Here is a 24,073-nt window from a genome sequence, read left to right as displayed (position 1 = left end):
GCGGTTGCTGCCTGTCCACTGACCATCTGCTATTCCAGATTCTCGGATGCTTTGTCATAAGCAACGATAATTTTTTGTACCAGTGAATGCCGCACAACGTCCTGCTCGGCAAAAGTAACAAAACCAATTTCCGCAATTCCGTCCAGCACTAATCTCGCTTCGACAAGCCCGGATTTTTTGCCGCGTGGCAGATCAATCTGGGTCACATCACCAGTAATGACCATTTTGGAACCGAAACCAAGACGTGTCAAAAACATCTTCATCTGTTCAGCTGTCGTATTTTGCGCTTCATCCAAAATAATAAATGAATCATCAAGCGTGCGTCCGCGCATATAAGCGAGCGGCGCGATTTCAATCAAGCCGCGCTCCAGCGCTTTGACCGTTTGTTCTTGACCCATGACATCGTACAAAGCGTCATACAACGGACGCAAATACGGGTCTACTTTTTCCTGCAAATCACCCGGCAAAAAACCGAGACTTTCGCCCGCTTCCACCGCCGGACGCGTCAGGATAATGCGTTTGACTTTGCCTTCTTTAAGCGCTGCCACCGCTAGCACTACCGCTAAATACGTTTTACCGGTACCAGCAGGACCGATGCCAAATACGATATCGCGCTTCTGAATCGTGGACACATAATATTTTTGTCCGATCGTTTTCACACGAATCGGTTTGCCGCGAAACGTCTGCGTGATCTCTCCTTTATATAAGTCGAGCAGTTGATCCGCTCTCATATCTTTTGCAAGCTCAATTGCATATAAAATATCCCGTTCGGTTAGAACATAACTTTTGCGAACTAGCTCAAGCAGCACTTCAAACAACTGCTGCATCTGGTCTACGACCGGAGCGGGACCCTGAATGACAATCTCGGCTTCACGACTGCCGATTTTTGCCTCGGTCTCACGTTCGATAATTTTCAAAAACTGATCCTGAGGACCGAACAGGGCCAGTCCTTCTTCCACGTTTTGCAAGGGAATTCTGATGCTTTGCGTTTGCTCTGACAAATAGCCTCAATCTCCTCAGTTGTAGAATAATAGTCATATTACCTTCTCATAAACTTTACCATTGTATCGAAGCGCATGCAAAATTTTTTGACTAGGTGGTGTCTTCAAACCGTCCTACGTATTATTTATTGTTCACAAAGGTTAGAAATTAATACGACGCCACTACTTTGTTAATGGATAAAAAACCGGTCTTTAGTAAGACCGGCTCGACATTTATACGATATTCATACCCAAAATTTACATTTATTGCAGTATCCATTCATTTGAACGAGATTACGCTTCATTAGGGCGCTGTTCAGAGCGCTGTGCACTGGCAGCCTTACGTCCAAAACTGCCGGCATGACGGGAACGCGGCGGGCTTAAAATCTCTGCCCACAGCACACCTTGTGTCGCCTGCGCAGGGTCGAGGCGCAACCCGCCAGATGCTACAGATGCGTTATCGGTCGTATCGGTCGTTGACGGCGACTGTACAGACGACAAATCCATACGATCCAACCGCTCGTTCATGCCATAACTCAGTTGATCAAGACGCTGCTGTATTTCGTTTCGATACTGCTCGGCGGTACGACCGGTTTCGGTCGTTGCTTCCATACGTGAACCTTCGAACGTATCGGCGTCGGTATACGAGCCTTCGCTGCCAGAAGTGCCTTCTTGTGACAAAGGCACACGTGAGCTGCCTTGCCCCATATCTCTGTCCATTGGCTGCCGATCAAACTGACGTTGTGCTTCATTGTAACGGCGTTGTGCCTCATCTTCACGCTGCTGCGCAGTCTGTGACGGCGTCAGTGGACGTCTGCCTGGCACATCAGGACCACCGCCAAATGTCGGCATGCCCTGGCGCCGATTGCGCGCTTTATTTTTGCCGGAACGGCTGCTAATCGCGGTGAAGATCGCAAACGCAATAATAACGATGATGTACAGATGGCCTAACAGAAAGTCAATCATAGGAACACATCCTTATTTCAGCGGCTGCTGGTCATTACCGCCCTGATTCGGATCGTTAGCTTTGCCAAGCGAGCCTCTCATATGCGTATCAGCTTCGATATTTTTCAGGTTCATATAATCCATGACGCCCATCTGTCCGTTACGCAGCGCTTCCGCCATCGCCAGCGGCACATCGGATTCGGATTCGACGACACGCGCTCTCATTTCGATCACTTTCGCTTTCATCTCTTGCTCTTGCGCTACCGCCATTGCACGACGCTCCTCGGCTTTTGCCTGGGCGATCCGTTTGTCGGCTTCCGCCTGTTCAGTTTGCAGCATTGCACCGATGTTTTTGCCTACATCAACATCCGCGATATCGATCGACAAAATTTCAAAGGCAGTACCGGAATCAAGCCCTTTTTGCAAGACGGTACGGGAGATTAAGTCCGGATTTTCCAGTACTTGTTTGTGAGAATTACTTGAACCGACGGTCGTAACGATACCTTCACCAACACGGGCGATAATCGTTTCTTCACCTGCACCACCGACGAGTCGGTCGATATTGGCACGTACGGTAACACGTGCTTTAACGCGAACTTCGATACCGTCTTTGGCGACCGCAGCTACGACAGGTGTTTCGATTACTTTCGGGTTAACGCTCATCTGTACAGCCTGCAATACGTCACGACCAGCAAGGTCGATCGCTGCCGCACGTTCAAATTCCAGCGGGATATTCGCACGCTGTGCAGCGATTAGCGCATTGACGACGCGATCGACATTACCACCGGCAAGATAGTGACTTTCCAACTGGTTCAAATTCAAACCGAGACCCGCTTTATGCGCTTTAATTTGCGGATTGACGATCCGCGACGGTGTAACACGACGCAGACGCATCGCCACCAGCGTAATAATACCGACACGCACACCGGAAGCGACTGCCGAAATCCACAGCGCCAGCGGGAAAAAACTGAAAAATACGCTTAACACGATAATTGCAACGACGACGATAAAAATAAAGCTTACGATAGGTGATGCCATTAGAACAATCACACTCCTGTTCAATAAATTGGGTCAAACTGCCGGCGTCCTGGCTGTCATTGACCGTTAAGTTATGTAAGAGTAGCAGATGGATACTAAGCTATAGCAAAGTTCATGCGCCTTTGCTTCATCTGCTTCTCTCCGGTACGTGGCAGCTAGCTGAAAAGATTGCGCCGGATGATGCGATAGGAACGAATGTCAACTCCGCTACTGCTACGACCGTATATGTCTATAGGCAGTATACAATGGCGAATATGCTTCAAGCTACTAGACTGCTCGTCAGCTAAGCGGTTTCGCTGTGCCTGTAGTCGCACCTTCCAACTGCTCAGGCAGCTCATCAACAATGATACGACTGCCATCGATGCGAATAATGCGGATCGGGCGATCACGCTCGATATAACCGCCTTGCGTGACCACATCGATATGACGGCCTTCCACGAGCACTGTACCGGATGGACGAAGTGGTGTCAAACTTTTGCCTTCCAGACCGAGCAGCTGTTCACGCTGTAAATTTTCCATATAACTTTCGTCAGACGTCAGCTGCTCGCTCAAAATAAAGCGATTCCATACACCGCGTTTACGTAACGCATACGCGACAAAACCGACAAAGATCGCTGCCGATACAAACGCGATTCCAAGTGACAATATCGCATCCGATGTGTCGTATGCTGCCCGAATGACCGCAGCAATCAAACTCGCTGTGCCAAGTACTCCAAGTATGCCAAAGCTTGGTATAAATACTTCCAGCACGAGCAGCAGCAAACCGATCGCAAACAATACCCATGTTTCCGAACCTGAATAACCGGCGATATAACTGCCAAAGAAAAACAAGCCAAACGCGACAATTCCGATTGCCCCCGGAGCGATCACGCCCGGCACAAGAATTTCAATCGCAATACCGGCAATACCGATAAACAGTAAAATCGTAGATACAACCGGATGCGTCAGAAAAACAGCGATCTGTGAAGCCAATCCAGGTTGTGCGGAAGCAGCCTGCGCAGCAGCATGTACCGGAGCCGCAAAAAGTACAAACGAAACAACAACCAGCAGCATCGACATCATCCATGCGCCAAACGGCTGACGATCATAACGTCTCCAGCCGTCCATGATCTTATTCATTCGTTCTTGCCCCCTTCTTTTCAGCTATAATGATGCACCATATGCACGATCCACTTATGTAGAAAACGACCGTCTCCGTCGAAACGGTAGTACACAAGCAGGGAATGCTTATACTTATTATACGTATTTACAAGCCGCGACGTTTCACAAAAATGTAATCATTGTCATATTAATTTGCAGTGATATAACACGCTAGCAAATAAAAATGAAGATGTGCACAAATAACAAATAGCAAACTAACGAACGAACTAACAAACTACAAATAGCAAATTAAACAATAACAGACTAAAGAAAAAAGCTCCTTCTTTACATTCCGTAAAGAAGGAGCTTTTGAATTTGTTTATTGCAGAAGTTGTTGAACCGCTTGATTCACAACTTTTCCGTCTGCGCGACCTTTGACCTTAGGCATCAAGGCGCTCATTACTTTTCCCATATCGGCTTTTGAAGAAGCACCGGTCTCCAGGATGGTCTGCTGTACAATGACTTTAATTTCTTCTTCAGAAAGCTGGGCAGGCAGATACTGCGAAATGATCTCAATCTCCGCACTAAGGTTGGTTGTCAGGTCGTCACGACCTGCTTTTTCAAATTCTTGGAGGGCATCTTTGCGCTGTTTGATCTCACGGCTAAGAATATCAAGCACTTCCTCGTCGTTCAAGTCACGTTTCAAATCAATTACTTGATTTTGAATTGTGGAACGTACCATGCGAATGGTGGACAATTTGAACTTGTCCTTGTCCCTCATCGCTTGCTTCATATCCTCGTTCAATCGTTCGCTCAGACTCATAACGGATAAATCCTCCTAAAACTTTCTCTTGCGCGCAGCTTCGGATTTTTTCTTACGCTTTACGCTCGGCTTTTCATAATGTTTGCGTTTTTTCACCTCAGCCAGAACGCCATCTTTAGCGATGGAGCGTTTGAAGCGACGAAGTGCTGCATCAATTGTTTCGTTTTTGCGAACTTTCGTTTCAGACACCAGTTTTCCCTCCCTCCGACCAGACCGTCCGGAAAAATAACACGGCTTATCAACTTTCATTATAGGTGAAAACGAACTGCAGTGTCAACTAAATCACGTTTTTTTACACTCATTTTTTTCTAAAGCTGTTCATGACGATTATTGTACGGATGCTCACTTTCGCTTCCAACCGTGTATCTTATTTAAGCGTGGGAGTCGGAAATGCCGGTTAATGCGCCAAGTTTACCGCCGCCGAGCAAATGATAATGCAGATGCTGTACAGCCTGTCCGCTATCCGGGCCGCAGTTGTTAATTAGACGATAGCCGGATTCAGCGATGCCGAGCTGCTTGGCAAGTTCGATCGCTACGCGATGAATTTCGCTAATTAACGGCAAGTCCTCCGCAGTTACTTCATTCATGGAATCGATATGCTTTTTTGGAATGATCAGTACGTGTACAGGTGCTGCCGGAGCGATATCGTAAAATGCCAAAATTTGCTCATCCTCGTACACTTTGTTGCATGGGATCGTACCTGCAACGATTTTGCAAAACAAACAATCTTCTTTAAACATCGAAAATCCCCCTTCCTAATAGGACAGTTACATTTTTTCCAATACGACTTTGGAGCCTTTGCCTGCTTGCTCTGCCGGTATAATAACCAGTTTACGCGGCAAGCGCATCCGCAGCTCCGGTACGTGACTAATGATGCCGACAGCCAGGCGATCGGTATGCAGTTTCTCCAGTGACGTCACCACTGTATCGAGAAGTTCGGGATCAAGCGTACCAAATCCTTCATCCAGGAAAAAGAACTGCAACGGGTATTTGCCACGTAATTGAATTTGTGCGGACAGTGCGAGCGCGAGCGATAGCGAAGTTAGGAACGTTTCGCCACCGGAAAGCGTCGACACCGGACGGCGAATGCCTCCATTTCCATTATCGCAAATGACAAACCCACCACCTGAATCGACTTCCAGTGAATACCGTTGACGCGTCAGAAAACGAAGTCGCTCCGAAGCGGCAAGACTGACTTGCATTAACTGCTCCTCGGCAATATATTCTACAAATGCATTGCCACGCATACTGGACTGCAATTTGGACAAATATGACGCTTCAATCGCAAGCTGCTCACGCTGTCGTTCCAGCTCTAACCAGCGGATGTGCCGATGTTCCAAATCTTCCACATCGCGTGTGGCACGAGCGCGTTGTTCCAATGCCGCTTCATCCGCCTGCCTTGCTTGCTGCCAGTTTTGCTGCAACCCCTGCCATTCTTGCTCCGACACATGCTGTCCGTCCAGTCTTGATTCCAGCTCACGCAAGCGTACAGTCAATTCGCTCTGCTGTTCCCGATGCTGCTCGATCCGCTGCCGCCCTTGCACTTGCTGCTGTTCATCCATGCGGGCAGTGTTAACATGCTGTTCATCCGTAAAGCGAGACGCAGCCAACGCCTGTTGCCAACGCGTCTGTGCTTGCGCCACTTGCGTTGCTAGCGCTTGCGCGGACTGTGTTGCCAGCGCACATGCCTGCGCAGCTTGTTGCTGCTGCTCTTGTGCTGTACGTAGCTGACGTGCCCAATGCGTAGCTTGCGACCGATAACGTTCCAGCTCAGACTGCGACTGCTGTAACAGTTCCTCAGCGGATTGCCCGCCAATCCATTGTTCCAGACGACTGCGTTTCTCTTGCAGCTGTCTTTCCTCAGCTTCAAATCGAGTACGCAACTCAATCTGCTGCCGCTCAAGCGCATTCGTTTGCTGCTCATATTGCTGTAGCTTATGTTTGCGTTCTTCCATATACGGTACACTTTTTTCCAGCCCGGCGCGAATTTGCTCTGCCTGTTCATCTCGTTTGGTCAGCTCGGTAAAGCGCTGGCGTGCCTCTTGCTGCGAAAGTTCCCCATGCGCATGTTGCCAATCGTCTAGCGATTCCTGCACCGCCTTGTGCCCCGCTTCCAGGCGCAGCGCTGATTGTTCATACAGACGCTGTACACTTTGGCGCTCTGCTTGTACGGCAGTATAGCGCTGTGTCCATTCGCGTTGCTCTTGCCGCCATAAACGCAGCTGCTGGCGCAACTCGTCCATTTGCCGTTCCAGCGCTTGTACAGCGGTACCATATCGGGCAAACCATGCCTCGGCAGCGAGCAAACTAGCATGCAAAGAAGATTGTTCATGTTCAGTTTCAGACAGTATAAATGGAGACAAGCTAGCTTCCTTATCATGATCACTGTACTGATAATCGCCAGTGTTGACGGATGACGTCTCCGCCCCACTTGTTGACACTGCAACTTCCGCTTGGGCATGCTGCCACTCCCAATCGGCAATGATCCGTTCCAACTCATAACCGTAATTGCGCATACGTTCGCCATATTGCATGGCAAGCTGACGGAACGGATGGAGCATTTGCAAATCATGATGCAGATCAGCAGTATCGGCTACGTCGGCAACGGCTGCTGCCGCTGGCTGTGGATGGTGGAGCGATCCGCATACGACACATGGCTGCCCATCCTGCAATTCCGCTGCCAGCCGTGCAGCCAAGCGATGCGATTCGGCTTGCCGAGATGCTTGCTGACATTGCTGTTCCAGTTGTTCCAAACGTTCATGTGCCCCGGTGAGCAAGCGCTCTTGTTCCTGTTGTACCGTTTGCGCTGCTACCGCCATACCGTACAAATGCTGCTCGGTCAGCGCGAGCTTTGCCGACTGCTGCTCAAGCCGTTGCCATTGCGTATTGTGTTGCTCACTCGTCGCTGCATATTCCTTATGCTCTTGCTCCAGCTCGGCTTGACGAGCACGCAAGCTATCAAGTGTACCGAGTCGTTGCTGCGCTTCTTGAAGCTCACGTCGATCACTACTGCGTACTTCGCACTCTTTCAACTGCTGCTCCAATTCCGCACGGCGCTGCTCGGCTTTGTGCAACATACGCTGCTCACTCTCTGCCTGCTGCTGCACTTGTACAATTTCTGCCTCCAGTTGTTGAAGACGCTCATGCAGCATACGCTGTGCTTGTTCTAGCTCGGCACATTGCTGCTGCAATTCAAGCGCCTGACCTAACTGTTCTAAACGTAACAATAGACGCGGCTCATGCGTTGCCAGTTCCAAACGTGCTTTTTGTTCACCAGCGGCAGCCTGTTCATGACTCTGCTCGACTTGCTGAAGTTTAAACTGCAACTCGTTCAGCTGTTGCTCAGCGGCTGCGGATTGTGTTTGTACTTCCTTCCACGCATCCAGCAGCGGCAGCAATGTGAGCGCCGATTCCGCATCCGCCAGCTCCTGCTCCAATAGACGAATATCCGGCTCATGCTGACGCAGCCGTTCCTGCCGGGTATGCAGCAGTTCACGCTCGCGCAGCAATTCGCGCACTTTACCAAGCTGCTCCACCTGTCCGTTCATGTCAAGCAGGCGTGCACGCACACGCTCTGCCTCCTGCGTCATTGCGGTCAGATGCTCCTTCGCCTGCTTTACTGCGTCTGCTGAGGCATCCCCAAGCCCGGTTTGCTCGGATGCAAATCGTTCTAGCTGATGATCGGTGTCTTTGACGCGCTGATTGAGCTTTTGCATTAAACGGTCACCGTAACGTTCCAGATGGAACAGTCGCTGTAGCATCTGTCTGCGATCGCTGCCTTTTAGCGACAGAAACTCGGCAAACTTGCCTTGTGGCAGCACTACTGCACGGGTGAAATCGTCCATTTTCAATCCGATATATTCCTCTACACACCGGGTCACATCACCAAGTTTATCGGCAATGACTTCATCACTACCGGGATTGCAGACGATAAACCGACTCATGCTATTGCTGACCGTATGATCACCTGTACGCTTAAAACGGCGCTCGACTCGATACACTTGCGCTCCCGCATCCGACAACAATTCAAACGAAAATGATACAAATACCGCATCCTCCGAATGATTCAATATGCCTTGCGTTCCGTTTTGGGCACGCTCCACTTTACCGTACAGCGCCAGTGTGATCGCATCCAGCACGGTTGATTTGCCGCTGCCTGTCGGTCCAAAAATACCAAACAGACCGGTTTCACACAATTCGGTAAAATCAATCTCCTGCTGCTCGCGATAGCTTTGCAAGCCGGATAGCTTTAACGTGATGGGCTTCATGGCTGCACTTCCTTATTGTTAAAATCGTGCATCATTATTTTATTAAATAGATTAATTAAACAGATTTGTTAACCAGATCGCTATGTTGTCGCATAGATCGCGGTATCTCCACATTGGATTGTACTATCGATTGGACAAATTATGATGCGTATCCACTTTACTGAAATAGACATGCTAGTAGCTTGTCTCAAATTTATCCAGGGATTGCGTTCGTCTGAATGCTGCACGGTTCAAGCAGGGTTCAGATGGACGCAACCTTACATCTTCCTGAGACAAGTCACTAGTAGCTTGTCTTAAGTACATTTAGAGTTTATCACTACAACAATCGCTTGCTGATGACTAGGTTACGGTACGTTCAAACATGATTTTCATTTGAGACAGCCTACTAGTAGCTTGTATCAAATACATTTACAGTTTGTCGATCTCCCCTCACTTGATGATGAATAGGTTAAGGTACGTTCAAACACAATTTTCATTTGAGACGGCTCACTAGTGCTTTGACCAAGTTAAATGTTAATTTGATTGTGTGCTGAAATCCTGATCCATGCGATCTTAAAACAGATTCAACACTCCAACTCATCTCGGTCAAGGTGCTAGTACTTTAACCAACTTACATTCAATGTCTAATTGACTACATCTTATGAAAAATATTTTAAAAATCGCCAATACTGAAATCCGTCCTTCTCCCTTATTTCCTTCCCACAGTGAAGTGCATTTTGCATCAAATCGAGTTTGCGTACACCCCCTAGGCTATCCTCAAGACAGTTTACTCGCCGACACTTCGCTCATTTCTTCGCCATCGATTAGTTCCAGAAATAGCTCTACCAACCGATCTTCCGGCACCGCTCCACCGGTCTGACGCTCATAAAATTTACGAAACAGCTCATGCACTGGCAATTGTGCACGCTCGCTAAGCAGCTCTTGCGTCTCCATTTGCGTATAAATCGGACGAATATTGACGATACCGCCACACGCTTTGCGCAATGTTTGGATATCGCTCATCGATAATGCTTCAACAAGTGAAATTTCCAGATCGATAAACGCATTCGGATCGCGTCCTTCTTCCAGCCATTGATACACTTCGGCAAGTCCGTTTTTCGCTTTCCAGCGCACAAGTGGACGACCGCTGCTCAGAAACAGTTCTTCCATTTGTGGCGTTTGTCCTGGCGCAATATCCAGCATTGTGACCGATTTCGCTTGCCCGGACTCGGAAAAGCTATACGCAAGCGGTGAACCGCTGTAACGGATCATCCCTGCTCCTTTTACAGCCTGCGCCCGATGCAGATGACCAAGCGCTGTATATTGCGCCCCCGTATCCAGTGCGGACGGATCAACCGTATACGCTCCACCGACTTGAATCGGTCGCTCCGAATCCGTTTCCACTCCGCCCAGCACATAAATATGACTCATCGCCAAATTGACGGTATCGTGCCGGAAACCGGAGCCAAGTTGACGCATCAGACGTCCGACACGCTCACTGTAAGCACGGCGAACGGTATTTTCTTCATTTTCCTCAGTTAACAATTCATGCAAACGCGCTTCGGATGGATACGAAAGTGGAGCAATGATCGCCGTTTCGTCCGTGCGTGGAACATTAATATTCAGCCCTGTCGATTGGGAGACACCGAGCAGATGAATGCCACGCCCGCGCACAAGCGGAGCTGCCGACGAAATGCGTTCCGGCTGATCATGATTGCCGGCAATGACAACGAGCGGTCTGCCTTGCTGCGTCAAACGCGCCGTCGCTTCATAAAAAAGCTGTTCCGCGACTGCTGGCGGATTGACCGAATCGTACACATCGCCTGCCATTAAAATTAAATCCGCCTGCTGTTCATTCGCTATCTGTACTAGTTCATCTACAAATGCCGCCTGCTCCTCCATCCGGCTACGCCCTTCCAGCGTTTTGCCAAAATGCCAGTCTGCGGTATGTAAAATACGCACAGAATTCCCCCTTTATACAGTCAATTGCCAGTTGTTCATTATTTGACGCTCAATCTTCCAATCATCGCTTCATATTTATTCATCAAGTCTATCCATCAAGCCGAACTTGATGCTTGCCATCAAAAAAATACAACCATAGTTCATCGACATTCCAGCCAAGCGATTGCTGTACAGCCAGCGCATATAGTTCAAGCTGTACTCGATAACGCTCCTTCAGCATCTCGATACCACCTTCATGCGCAAGCACACGGTCGGTTTTATAGTCGACCAAAATCGTACGCTCACCTTCGCGGAACAGACAGTCGATAATGCCTTGTGTGAGCATTAGATCGCCATGCTCGTTCACAGGCAATGCATGGCTAAATGCCAGCTCACGCCGTAGCCAAGCTGCATTGCGCATACGCTCGCCAAGCGTTGTCGCAAAAAATGCCGCCACTTCAGCCGCTTCCACACTATCCGCTTCCGGTTGTCGCAAAATTTGCTGCTCGACGAGCCGCTGCTTGGTTGCCTCGACGAGCTGTATTGTCACTTCACCATTATGCAGCGGCACACGTTGCATAACCGTATGATAAGCGGTACCACGCTCCGCTCCGCTCATTCCTTTTTTCTCCATAAATGAAGGTCGTTCCAGCTTGAGGCTGTAATGAGGATGATCGGCACTAGTGGACAATGAGTTTGCAGACATGTCAGATGTCGCTGCATGTGCAAAAGTTGCTGACGGCACATTCCCTTCCACAGCGGAATCTTGTGGCTGCCGCTTTGCATGATGGTTGGTCAAACCGCTGATCGACGACGGAATAGAGGAATCCAAGCCAGTATCCGGCAGATTGGACAGAGATACATGTTCATCTGTTGATGCCGATAATGGCAATTGTACTGCCGGATCATCATTCTGCCCATCCTGCGTAGCGACCGGCTGCTGCTTCCGTGCTAACGATTGCTTTTGCCGCTCGATATATGCTTTAAGCTGAGGGTTCAAATCCCAAATGCCTTCCCACAGATCGGCATCTGGCACCTCATCCGAGACGAGCTGTAGCTTCAATTCGCTGACCGTTGTTTTAGCCGCTATATGCGCAGCCTGCTCATACGGATACGTCCAATCTAGTCGTGCATCAATCGTTGCTGCCCATTGCCGTTGCTGCTGTTCAAGACGAAGCCGATCGGTTTCGTTCATTGGCAACTGCTTAGTAGGAGCTTCATTTTTCATATTATTCACTTCTTGAATATCATTCACTTCGCCATTCACTTCGCCATAAGCTAACGACGCATCATGCGCTGCCGCCTGCTCGGCTGGAGTATCGGCACCGTCAGCATGGTCAGCACGATCGGTATACTGCTGACCATCAGTAGTCCCGATTGCGTTTGCCATCCCATCATTACGGGTCATGCCATCTGCTTCAGCCCGTTCAGTTACCGTATCCGAATGAATACCGCCTTGCTCCTGTTCCCATGCAGCCGCTACAATATCGAGCCATTGCGGCGCTTGCTGCTGCTGCAACGCCTGCCACTTCGGATCGTGCTCACGCGGTTCGATCGTCACTTGCTCACCCGCATCCGCCGCAGCCAGCAGTCCACGTGAATCGACGATATGCACCTGCCAGGCTGCCGGATCATCGGTCAAAATGGCTGCATATGGCGCTGTCGCCGCTTCGCTACGTTCGCGGAATACACGTGCCGCCCGGTGGCGCATAAAGGCTGGGCCAAGCCAGTCCAAATAACTGCGTGCACGTGACAGCACATAGTCCGGCAGCTCCAATGCCGGATGAGACTGCACTTGACTCCAGGCGGCAATCCGTTTGTCCAGGTCTTTTACCGTTGCCAGCATAATCAGCTTATCGCGCGGACGGGTTAATGCCACATACAATACACGCAATTCTTCAGCGAGCAATTCCTTTAACGCACGGCGACGAATCGCTAAATTGGGCAATGTCGGATAGCTGACCCGTGTGTCCTCATCGACAAATTTCGGTCCAAACCCAAGCTCTTTGTGCATCAGAAACGGTGCATTCAAATCCTGCATATTGAACATTTTCGCCATACCAGCCAGAAAGACGACCGGAAATTCCAGCCCTTTACTTTTATGAATAGTCATAATCCGAATCGCATTTTCCTCCGACCCTCCGGCTGCTGAGCCGAGATCGCCGCCAGTATCTTTCAGTCGCCGAATAAAACGTAGAAAACGGAACAATCCCTGCGCTGAACTAGCACGCTCAAATTGCAGCGCCCGTTCATACAACATACGCAAATTGTGCTGACGCTGCACACCGCCCGGCAAACCGCCCAACCAGTCGATATAACCAGTCTCTCGATAAATGCGCCAAATCAAGCTGCCTAGCTCTCCTTCACGCGCTTCCGCACGCCAGCTTTGCAGCTGCTCATGAAAACGATGCAGTTTAGCGGTCAGCTTGGCGTTGTCATGCCATTCATCCGTTGCCTGTGAACGTTCCAGCGCGCCTTCGCCAATATTAGCGGACGGATGCACGATAGGATCGTTTGCTGTCCGTTGCGTATCGCTCGCTTCCAGTAGTGCCGTCATCGCCTCGTAAAAAGTTACCTGTTTGCGCGCCAACCTGACTTGGACAAGCTCATCCTCATTCAAGCCGACGAGCGGCGAACGCAGCACCGATGCAAATGGAATGTCCTGCTGTGGATTATCGATAATATCGAGCAGCGACAGCATCACATCCACTTCCACCGCTTCAAAATATCCTTGTTCCACATCGCTATACGCCGGAACACCAGCCAATTTTAGCTCATCAAGCATCAATGGCGCCCAAACGGCGGTCGAACGCAGCAAAATGACCATATCGCGATACTCTACCGCACGCAGCCCATCCAAACTTTTATCATAAATCATTAGCGGCTTGCCACCAGGAGTCGTCATTTCCTTTACGCGTACGATAATCGCCTGCGCCTCCAACCGCGCTGCTTCCAGCTCAGCATGATCCGCTCCAACGGACGTATCGCTATCACTCGCTTCATCGTCACCACGCTCTGATGTGTCTGCCCCGCCGCGTTCAAGCAGCCAAAATTCCGGTTCATAATCCGCTTCATGCCCATCCGGGTAGTTGGCTCCCGCCACCAGTTCAGCGCGCTGATCATAAACGATCTCAGCTACCTTCTCATTCATCAACTGTCGAAACAACATATTGACCGCATCGACAACTTGCACACGACTGCGAAAATTACGCGATAGATCGATTCGCCGCCCAGCACCGCTCCAGTCATCGCGATAATCGTGATACTTTTGCAAAAACAGTCCCGGCTCCGCCAGACGGAACCGATAAATGCTCTGTTTTACATCACCGACCATAAACCGATTGCCTGGCAGCTCACGCGAAATTAACTGTACCAGTTGCTCCTGCACCGAGTTCGTATCCTGATACTCATCCAGCATCACCTCGTCAAAACGCGCCCGATATTCCAACGCTGCCGCTGACGGGACGATTTCCTCCGGTGTAGACGCAGGATCACGCAGCACTTGCAGTGCATAATGTTCCAGATCGGAAAAGTCGACCCAGCCATGGCGCTGCTTTTCCTGTTGATAACGCTCACTAAAGCGAATGACCAGTTCAGACAGCTCCTCCATCAGCGGCGCCGATTCACGCAGCTCCTGCGCAAATTCAGCGGCTGTGCGTCCGAAAAATAGACTTCCCAGCTCGCCAAGCGACTTTTTGACCGTTTCACGCAGTTGCTTGACCGTTTCTTGCAGCTGTACATCCAGTTCATCGCTTTTGCGCATTGACTTCAGCTTTCCAAATGTGATCTGTTCAAAGACCGGATACAGTTCACTCCACGGCTTGGACATGACCGCATCTTGCAAATGATGAACCAATTGCAAATCGGCATGGAGTGTTTCCGCATACGCCGCTGGGCCGCCTGGCTGCAATGCCGTCTCAATCGCTTGCCGCAGCAATGCTTCCAATCCTGCTAGCGCCATACCGAGATCGCTCATAATTTGCTCAACCCATACCGATTGCTCAAGCTGCTGTACATCTTGTACGTTAAAAGCACGTGCCGTTTCCCGCAACCAGTGCTCAGGCCACGGATGACTGCGCGCAAAATGATACAGTCGCTCCACCAATTGCAATGCCGCATCATCGCTACGCTCACCGCCAAACCAGTTAATTAGACGGTGAAACTGCTTGTTGTCGCGTTCTTCTTCCTCGGTATATTTATCCTCGAACAGCTCCTCCAGCAATTCTTCGCGCAACATGGCGCATTCATGTTCACTGGCGATCCGAAAACCCGGATCAAGCGGAATCATCGCATAATAACGCTGAATAACTTCCATGCAAAATGAATGCAGCGTCGTAATCGACGCTTGACCGAGCAATGCCAGCTGTCTGCGCAAACGCTCATCGGTCGGTCGATTCAACACTTCCCGATCAAGCGCCGCCCTAATCCGCTGCCGCATCTCGGTCGCTGCTGCCTTCGTAAATGTCGCCACCAACATCCGCTCCACATCAAGCGGATGATTCGGATCGGTCACCTGCTGAATAATGCGTTCAACGAGCACTGCTGTTTTACCGGAACCAGCAGCAGCCGCAACGAGCAAATTGTTACCGCGCAGCGATACCGCCTTCCATTGATCTTCTGTCCATGTACTTGCTTCCGGTCGTGGAACGTTCAATTGCTGTAAGGCATACGCTCGTTCACGATGCGAAGTATGAACTTCACGTTCATCGGAAACCGTCTCCTGCTTGCCCGATACCGCAGGAACGGGATGATCGTTCTGTCCACCCTGCCCTAATTGTTGTGCACGCTCATTATCGCTCATATCCGCTCTCTCCCTCCTGCGGGTTTTGCCGGGTTTGCAGCAGCTCCCAAGTTTCGTTTTTGTTCGGTTTTTTCAGTACATTATATTGGTTGCCTTTGATGCTCTCATCAAACTGACAAACCGATTTGTACGCGCAAAATGTACATGCTTTTTCCTGATCGATCCGATACGGCTTAATCTGGGTCACGCCGCCGGTAATGCCTTCACCGATCGCGCGCGCCGTCTGCCGCACATTGGTAAGCAGTTCCTGCCATTGCTGCGGCGAAGCAACCGCAGAGCTGCTATAAAAGCCGCCATCCGCTTTCACCGCCACCGGCAAAATCGCGGAATGCCCTTTTTCAAGCGTACTGTCCATCTGATTAATCACATCACGATCCGCCACCAGCAACCCTTTCATTTTGAACCGTTTAAGCAGTTCCTGACGCGATTGCTCCATGCTTAGACGGTTGCTGGATTGCAGCATCGGGTTATGCACATGAAAATAAAGCGCGCCCGCCGGATCGGCTTTTTGCCCCATTTGAGCTTCGGCATGCGTCAGCAGTACATCAAGATACGTCAACATTTGCAGCGCCAGTCCGTAATAGACTTCATGCAGCTTCAAATCGGTCGAACTCGATTTGTAATCGATAATCCGAATGAGCAAATTGCTGTCGCCTTCCGCTACATCGACACGGTCAATGCGTCCGACAATTTCCATCGTATAGCCGTTAGCAAGCGTAAAACGCAGCGCCGGCCAATTGCCATCCGGTCCAAACGCCAGCTCCAAATATCGCGGTTCAAACTGTCCCCGTCGCGATTGTTCGCCAATGATAACCGAAGCACGGCTTACAATATCACGCAGTTTACGCGTAATATAACCATACCGTCTTGAACTAAGCAAAATTTCACCTTGCAGTCGTGGAGTATGTTTATCTACCGCTGCTTCCGCCACCTGTATACATTCCTCCGCTGTCAGCTCACCCCAGCTTCTTCCTTGCGCTTTTAAATCCTGGGCGAGCGTCGTGAGCGAAGCGTGGAACAATTGCCCGATGTCCGGCGCTTTCAGCCGATACTCTTGTCGCTCGCGCAGCTTTAAGCCACGCGCTGCAAAATGAGCAAACGGACACGATACAAACTGCTCCATACCGGAAACGCTCGTACGCAGCACACGCCCATACAGCCGCTGACTCGTGTCCTTGTTTAACCGCTGACCGACATTGTCGTAAAACAATGAGCCAAGCAACCGATGAAGCTGCAAATTCCAGTTTTCATTACGATCGTACCAACGCAACACATGCCACCATAACACCGGCATATCGGTGCCACGACTCCATTCACGCAACTGACCGATCAGATGCGTAAGCGTAACACTTGGACGTCCGACCCATTCCAATTGCTGCTGTGCTGTATACCGGAAGTTCGCAGTCATGCCGATCGATTGCTCACGCAAACCGGGAAAGAGCGCTTTTACCGTTGTAATTACTTCCGATGCGATCAAACCGCGTCCTTCTTCATCGCTCATCGCATAGCTAATCCAAAGCCGCTCGCTCGCTACCGTCAGCGCATGATAAATAATAAACTGCTCATCCAACTGTCGCCGCGTAATACCCGGTGCCAATTCCAGCCCACTATTGGTCAAATTAAGCCGTTCCGCTTCATTCAAAATGCCGCCATCTGGAAAGACGGACGGCACAATCCCATCATTCACACCGAGCACAAAGGCGTATTTAATATCAAGCGGACGTGTCCGATCAAGCGAACCGATCAATACTTGATCAATCGCTGGCGGTACGATACCAAGCCGCAACCCGGCAAGACCCGTTTCCAACAAACCGGCAAACGTTTCCGGCTGAATTTCTTCCTCCGCCATAATATCGACCATCTGCTCCAATAGTTCGATAATGCCGCCATAAATCTGAATATGCTCACGCGCACGTAGCGGCTGTCCGCTAGCAGCGGCTTCTGCACTCCATCGTTCCAGCTTATCCGCCACATCCACTTCTTCCAACAGTTCGTACAAGGCGATGCACATGTCGGTCGCATGGCGCGCTTTTTTGAGCTTCTTTTCCAATCGTTGCAGCGGTTCCGCTACCCGGCGGCGTGTCAGTTCGATTTGCTGTGCCTGTACCGCATCGCGCTCGCTTGGCTCAGCGCTATTCGTATCTTCCGCTTCAAGCGACAAGCTTGGCATCCCTTTCCATGCACGCCCATCTGTCCAACGATAACCGTGAATACCGCAAGCAAGTACCATATTTTCAAGCCGATCCAGATCATCCGCCGTAATCTGCTCATCTAACGTTACGAGCAACCCGGTTTTAATGCAGCGAAACACATCTTCATAGCGCCAATTGTACTGCACTACATCAAGTGCAGCACGCATAAACTCGGCAAGCGGATGATGCAAAATGCCACGCCGTTGATCAAGAAAATACGGGATATTGTAATCTTCCATCAAAGGTGCGATCAGATGCTCATAATCATCCAAATTGCGCACAAACACAGCCATTTCTCGCCAGCGCGCGCCTTGCTGTTGCGCCAGCTTGACCATTTCACGCAATGCGCCTTCAATTTCGGTACGGCGATTCGGTGCGCAATGAATCGACAGCTCGTCTGTCGCGCCATGTTGCAGACGACCGCCCTTCCATAGGCTGCGGGTACGATAGCCTTTTTCCAAATGACCAAGCAGCGGGCTATGTTGAAAACGCACCGGCACATCCTCATGCGCAGGCGACAGATTTTCCACCGCTTCCGGATCAGCATGTCCTAACGCTTCAGCAAATTGATACAAACGCCGACAAGCGACCGCCTGCTCATAAAACAGCTCCATCTCCGGCGGCTGCTCATGCCAGTAAGGACGATCGAGCGTGAGCGATACGGTCACACAATCGACCTTTGCGAGCAATGCCATAATGACGCTGTATTCCTGTGGCGTAAAGCTGTGAAATCCGTCAATCCACACTTCGGCTCCATTTAGCATCTCCGAGCGCGGAATCGCTTCCGCCAGATCGTCCAGCGTATCATCACGATCGATATACAATTGGGATAGCCCATACTCATACTGGCGATAAATATGCTGCAAATCATGTAGTTTGTCCGTTAGCAATGGCGAGACGCCAGTGGCGGATTGTTGCACATACGCTTCCAATTGCGCTGCCGTCAGCGAATAATGTTTAAATTCGCTGTACAGTTCACTCAGTTGACGAATAAATCCAAACTGGTCGCCAGAGCGTCCGAATAGCTTAAGCTGGGATTGTTGCTGCTGAAGCAGCTTGTAGAGCAGCATCTTTTTGCCTTCATCCGCAATGACCGTACGCGCCGAACCGCCAACTTCACGCAATATGAGTTGGGCAAGACGCCGAAAACCGTACGCATTGGCACGCATATTGCCGCGCACCCGTTCGGTACGAATGAGCGCATGTTCCGTTTGAAACGAAGCCTGTTCCGGCACGATCATAAATAGCGGCGCACCAGCAGGTTCCGCGGCGATTTGGTCGATCACCCGATTGATGATCGTAGTCGTTTTGCCGCTGCCGGAGCGACCGATGATAAACTTAAGCGGCATATGCCCATCCCCTTTTGTGTATAAAATAAAAACATGGAATTTATAGTATATTGCCCAGACCACTTCGGATCGGCTTCTGTATAATCGTACCGGCATAACCTTATGTTGAGAAAGAGATATAGTAATTTGCTGCGCAAAAACCTTTTGAGTGCACAGCATATTTGGAAATCGCAAACCGTTAAACAGGAACAAATGTTCTTATTTATATTTTACCGGAATCGGTCTGCAATTTCAACATTATGCTCACTGCTATGTATTCCCACAAATGGCAAATCCCCACCGTCCCAAGCGTACAATCCGGTACGACAGGCGGAGGGGATTCCTCACCATTATTTTAGCATCTTATTTTAAAACGAAGCGCTACGCACTTCAAAAATCGCAAATTTCAAATAATGCCCTTCCGTTACGCCGAGAATTTGCGGATGATCTTTCCCGGCTGCACGCCATTCCACGAGCCGCAACACTTTACCAGCGTCTTGAGCCGCCTCCTGAATCGTTTCCAGGAACAACTCTGGCTTCATATGATACGAACAGCTTGCCGTTACTAGATAGCCGCCTTCATTGACCAGTTTCATGCCATGCAAATTAATATCTTTGTAACCGCGCACCGCACCAGCTACTGCACTTTTCGTTTTGGCAAACGCCGGCGGATCAAGAATTACTACATCCCAGCTACGTCCGCCACCTGCGGTTATCGGCACTGATGTATCCTGTTTGCCGCCTTCAGCACGCGCACGGCGTTCTTCCAGCCCTTTGGCATTGCTGCGCAAATAATCAAACGCATCCGCCACCACAAACTCCACCCGTTCTTCAAACCCGTTCAAACGCACATTTTCCTGTGCACTTTCAATCGCATGGGCGGAAATGTCAAGACAGGTCACTTTTTTGGCACCATATTTGCACGCATTCAGCGTAAAGCTGCCGGTATGGGAAAAGCATTCCAGCACGGTTGCGCCATCCCAATACGGAAATTGTACCACATTGCCTTTGCGATTGACCGGTGCTTGTACGGTCTGTCCATCCTGTGTGACCGATTGTAACGTAATACCACTGCGTTCGCCCCAGCCGCGCATAAGTGGAGCGATCGAAGCGCGATTTTCGCGTTGATCGAAGAAATAACCGGTTTTCTGTCCTTCCTCAATATCCACTTTAATCCATAACCCATTTTCCTGTACAGTCACATGACGCGGGCATTCGCCATATAACACGCCTTTCACTTCGTCCAACCCTTCCAGCTTGCGCACCGACACATCACTGCGCTCATAAATGCCTTTTGGCTGCACCACTTCAACGAGCGCATCGATAATGTGCTGACGACGCTGATCCATGCCAAGCGTCAACAACTGTACGACCAACACATCGTCAAATCGATCGACAATCAAGCCCGGCAAAAAGTCCGCTTCCCCATAAACGAGCCGATACGCACGCTCCTGCGGCAAAAAACGCTCCCGATGCTGCACACATGAGCGAAATCGGTTCGCAAAAAATGCCTGATCCATCACAGTTTCCGGCGCTCTAGAAATGATCCGCACCGTAATTTTTGAAGCTGGATTATAATAGCCGGTCGCAAGAAATTTGCGCTGATGATTGAGCACCTGTACCGTTTCGCCTGCCTGCGGCTCGCCCTCCACAGCGGCGATTTCACTTTCAAATACCCACGGATGCCCTTGCTCCAACCGCTTTTTACGTTTTTGCTGCAAAATAATTGTTGCCAATGTCCGTTCACTCCTTTTATACATTACATTCGCATGCGAAGCGATTTCAGCCTCCGCTGGCAAAACAAAAGATTTCATCCTGCTGCTCCGGCATCTCACCGGTTATGCAAAATGAAATCCTGCTTGAAACCTTTTTATCCATTTGCGGTATCCGATCGCTCAGCTACATTAAAATCTATAAGATCGTATGTGAACGTTGAGCCGCCTATAAGCGAACGGAGCGAGCAGCATGACGGCGCGCTTCCACTCGCGTATACCGCTCAACTGCTCATTCCATCCAACGAGCATAAGCGTTACGATCTACACTATGAGAGCGAGACAAGTGACTGCGACGAGCCTGCTTGAATAGGTGCACCTACAGCAGCTCCACCGCTGCATCATCCGAATCAAGTCACCATCCATCCAATCGCTTATTATGCGAGCTGACTTGGCTCCTGCTCCAGCACACGTACAAGCTGTCCTTTGGACGTATTTGCGCCCGGCTCGATCAGCTTCACACGACACAGCTTGCCAATAAGCTCCTCTGAACCGGCAAAAGCGATCTGCAAATAGTTGTCGCTATAACCGCCGATCATCCCTTCACCGAACACGCCTTTGTCGTTATTTTCCGGAATAATATCGAGCACATGACCGACAAATTTCTCCGCATAAGACAGCTGCATTTGCTCAGACAGATCGATCAGTTGATGTACACGTGCATGTTTCACTTCATCGTCCACCTGATCTTCCATGCGTGCGGCTGGTGTACCGGTACGTTTGGAATACGGGAACACATGCATTTCGGAGAAACCGATCGCTTTCATCATATTGTAGCCATTTTGAAACATTTCGTCCGTTTCGCCAGGAAAGCCAACGATCACATCGGTCGTAATCGCCACATCCGGCATCGATTGACGAATCCGGCGAATTTTCTCCGCATATTCGGCAACCGTATATTTACGACGCATCCGCTTTAACACCTGATCATCACCCGCTTGCAGCGGAATGTGGAAATGGCGGCACATTTTGGACGAACGATTCAGTACGTCGAGCACTTTTTCGTTAATTTGACTCGCTTCAATCGAGCTGATGCGAATACGCTCCAACCCTTCCACTTTATCCAAATCCCATAGCAGGTCGGCAAGATCGTAATCTTCCAAATCGTCGCCATAACCGCCGGTATGAATGCCGGTCAGGACGATTTCTTTGTACCCTGCCGCCACGAGCTGGTGCGCTTGAGCGATAACGCTGCTTGCCGCACGGCTGCGCGACAGACCGCGCGACCACGGGATAATGCAAAATGTACAGAAATTGTTGCAGCCCTCCTGAATTTTCAAAAAGGCACGTGTATGATTGGCAAAGTCGGGCACATCCAGTTCCTCGAACTCGCGTGTTTTCATAATATTGCGCACCGCATTAATCGGTTGACGCTCCGCTTGCAGCGTATGGATATGCTCCATCAGCTTGTCGCGATCTTGCGTACCGACGACGAGGTCTACACCTTCGATATCGAGAATTTCGGCTGGCGATGTTTGCGCATAACAACCGGTTACAGCGATGATCGCATCCGGATTACGGCGTACGGCACGCCGGATAATTTGACGGCTTTTTTTGTCGCCTGTGTTAGTGACCGTACATGTGTTGATCACGTACACATCCGCCGTTTTTTCCTCAAAATCAACCTGCTCATAGCCTTCATTTTTAAACAGTTGCCACATGGCTTCTGTATCGTAAAAATTGACTTTACAGCCCAGAGTATAAAATGCTACAGATGGCATAATTCAAACTCCTCCCATTTCTCCGGTTTCATACATGAGACAAGCAAGCGCGGTCATCGCTGCCGTTTCGGTACGCAAAATACGTCGTCCAAGCCCGGTCGATACCGCCCCATGCTGCTCTGCTATCTCCACTTCCTGCTCGGTAAAGCCGCCCTCTGGCCCCACTACGACCAGCACGCGTGTAGGCTGTTCTCCGCTCTCACGCTCGCTTAAACCGGCTGCAAATGGCTGCAACACATCGCGTAACTGGCTGCCATTTTCCTTTTCATAACAAAAACAGATCAGATCATATTGCGCTAATGAAGCTAACAATTGCTTCCAGCTCAGCGCATGGGCAATCGCCGGAATACGGCTGCGATGACTTTGCTCAGCGGCTTCTTTGGCGATTTTGCTCCAACGTTGCAGACGTTTTTCCTCTTTGCGTGCATCATACTGCACGACCGTACGTGCTGACAAAAACGGCACAAACGCCGCCGCACCCAGCTCTGTACATTTCTGGATCACCGTCTCCATCTTATCGCCTTTGGGCAAACTTTGCGCGATTGTCACCTGTACTTTTGCTTCGGACGATTGCTGTAGTCGTTCCACAATCCGTGCGGTGACGACGCCATCCACCATCGTTTCGATCATAGCTAATACATCAAGCTGCTGTCCGTCACAGGCGATAAATGAATCGCCTTCCTCTGAACGCATCACTTTTATAATATGCCGGGCATCTTCACCAGTAATCGTGACTTCGTGCTCACTAAACTGCGCTGCCGGTACAAAATATCGCTGCATCACTCATCCACTTTCTGTGCGTAAAATCAACTATCGTTCCTGAATCCGTCCCTGCTTCCACACTACCAGACCTGCGCATCGCATTCAAATAGCCCGACCGTGTAAACAAGCCGGACTGCTCCAAAATAACGCCGCACATCGTCCCTAACAGCAAGAACACTGAATCCTTATCATACAACTTTTAGCGAGCGAGGGCTAGCGTTTTGGCGCAATTTGTATAGGACTGAGCTAATTATATGTACACGATAGATGATCATTTGGCGATGTATAAATCTGACCTAACGAGCTTTAGCTGGGTAAGGCATAAGCATCACATCCTTTATGTGAAGTATAACGTAATCATTAAATCCTAATTCTCATCCACAAAACAAACAAGCCCTTCCCCAACCTGACACTACATCAGTTGGAAAAGGACTTGCCGTGAT

General features: G+C 50.0%; 14 protein-coding genes. All 14 read right to left on the bottom strand.

What is annotated here, in order from left to right:
- Positions 1-29 precede the first annotated feature (29 nt).
- The gene (locus tag U1I11_RS06775; RefSeq protein WP_322905019.1) at positions 30-1,001 is read right to left on the bottom strand and encodes a PhoH family protein; all 972 of its coding nucleotides are present in this window, start codon (positions 999-1,001) and stop codon (positions 30-32) included.
- A gap of 273 nt (positions 1,002-1,274) precedes the next feature.
- Positions 1,275-1,946, bottom strand: a complete 672-nt coding sequence (locus U1I11_RS06770; RefSeq protein ID WP_322905017.1) for a hypothetical protein — start codon at positions 1,944-1,946, stop codon at positions 1,275-1,277.
- A gap of 12 nt (positions 1,947-1,958) precedes the next feature.
- Complete coding sequence (floA, locus tag U1I11_RS06765) at positions 1,959-2,963, bottom strand: flotillin-like protein FloA (RefSeq protein ID WP_322905014.1); 1,005 nt, start codon at positions 2,961-2,963, stop codon at positions 1,959-1,961.
- Between the two features lie 279 nt (positions 2,964-3,242).
- Entirely contained in the window at positions 3,243-4,082 is an 840-nt protein-coding gene (locus tag U1I11_RS06760) for an NfeD family protein (protein ID WP_322905013.1), read from the bottom strand.
- A gap of 340 nt (positions 4,083-4,422) precedes the next feature.
- Positions 4,423-4,866, bottom strand: coding sequence for a GatB/YqeY domain-containing protein (locus U1I11_RS06755; protein ID WP_188776347.1), 444 nt, complete (start codon positions 4,864-4,866; stop codon positions 4,423-4,425).
- Positions 4,867-4,881: 15 nt separating this feature from the next.
- Positions 4,882-5,055 carry a 30S ribosomal protein S21 gene (rpsU, locus tag U1I11_RS06750; protein ID WP_005547957.1) on the bottom strand — a complete coding sequence of 58 codons (174 nt, stop codon included), beginning with the start codon at positions 5,053-5,055 and terminating at the stop codon, positions 4,882-4,884.
- Positions 5,056-5,237: 182 nt separating this feature from the next.
- Positions 5,238-5,606, bottom strand: coding sequence for a histidine triad nucleotide-binding protein (locus U1I11_RS06745; RefSeq protein WP_322904928.1), 369 nt, complete (start codon positions 5,604-5,606; stop codon positions 5,238-5,240).
- 27 nt (positions 5,607-5,633) lie between these two features.
- Positions 5,634-9,134, bottom strand: a complete 3,501-nt coding sequence (locus U1I11_RS06740) for an SMC family ATPase (RefSeq protein WP_322904926.1) — start codon at positions 9,132-9,134, stop codon at positions 5,634-5,636.
- Between the two features lie 756 nt (positions 9,135-9,890).
- Positions 9,891-11,075, bottom strand: coding sequence for an exonuclease SbcCD subunit D (locus U1I11_RS06735; protein ID WP_322904925.1), 1,185 nt, complete (start codon positions 11,073-11,075; stop codon positions 9,891-9,893).
- Positions 11,076-11,163: 88 nt separating this feature from the next.
- On the bottom strand, positions 11,164-15,855 hold the full coding sequence (gene addA, locus U1I11_RS06730) for a helicase-exonuclease AddAB subunit AddA (protein ID WP_322904923.1): 4,692 nt from the start codon (positions 15,853-15,855) through the stop codon (positions 11,164-11,166).
- Positions 15,845-19,396, bottom strand: a complete 3,552-nt coding sequence (gene addB / locus U1I11_RS06725; protein WP_322904921.1) for a helicase-exonuclease AddAB subunit AddB — start codon at positions 19,394-19,396, stop codon at positions 15,845-15,847. The genes addA and addB overlap by 11 nt, the downstream gene beginning before the upstream one ends.
- Before the next feature lie 347 nt (positions 19,397-19,743).
- Positions 19,744-21,135 carry a class I SAM-dependent rRNA methyltransferase gene (locus U1I11_RS06720; RefSeq protein ID WP_416235606.1) on the bottom strand — a complete coding sequence of 464 codons (1,392 nt, stop codon included), beginning with the start codon at positions 21,133-21,135 and terminating at the stop codon, positions 19,744-19,746.
- A gap of 389 nt (positions 21,136-21,524) precedes the next feature.
- The gene (gene mtaB, locus U1I11_RS06715; RefSeq protein ID WP_322904919.1) at positions 21,525-22,868 is read right to left on the bottom strand and encodes a tRNA (N(6)-L-threonylcarbamoyladenosine(37)-C(2))-methylthiotransferase MtaB; all 1,344 of its coding nucleotides are present in this window, start codon (positions 22,866-22,868) and stop codon (positions 21,525-21,527) included.
- Between the two features lie 3 nt (positions 22,869-22,871).
- The gene (locus U1I11_RS06710; RefSeq protein ID WP_322904917.1) at positions 22,872-23,648 is read right to left on the bottom strand and encodes a 16S rRNA (uracil(1498)-N(3))-methyltransferase; all 777 of its coding nucleotides are present in this window, start codon (positions 23,646-23,648) and stop codon (positions 22,872-22,874) included.
- Positions 23,649-24,073 lie beyond the last annotated feature (425 nt).

It is taken from the genome of Paenibacillus campi, from assembly GCF_034659835.1.
GTDB lineage: Bacteria > Bacillota > Bacilli > Paenibacillales > Paenibacillaceae > Saccharibacillus > Saccharibacillus campi.
Note: the sequence above shows the minus strand (reverse complement) of the source record. Positions and strands in the feature narration are given on the sequence as shown.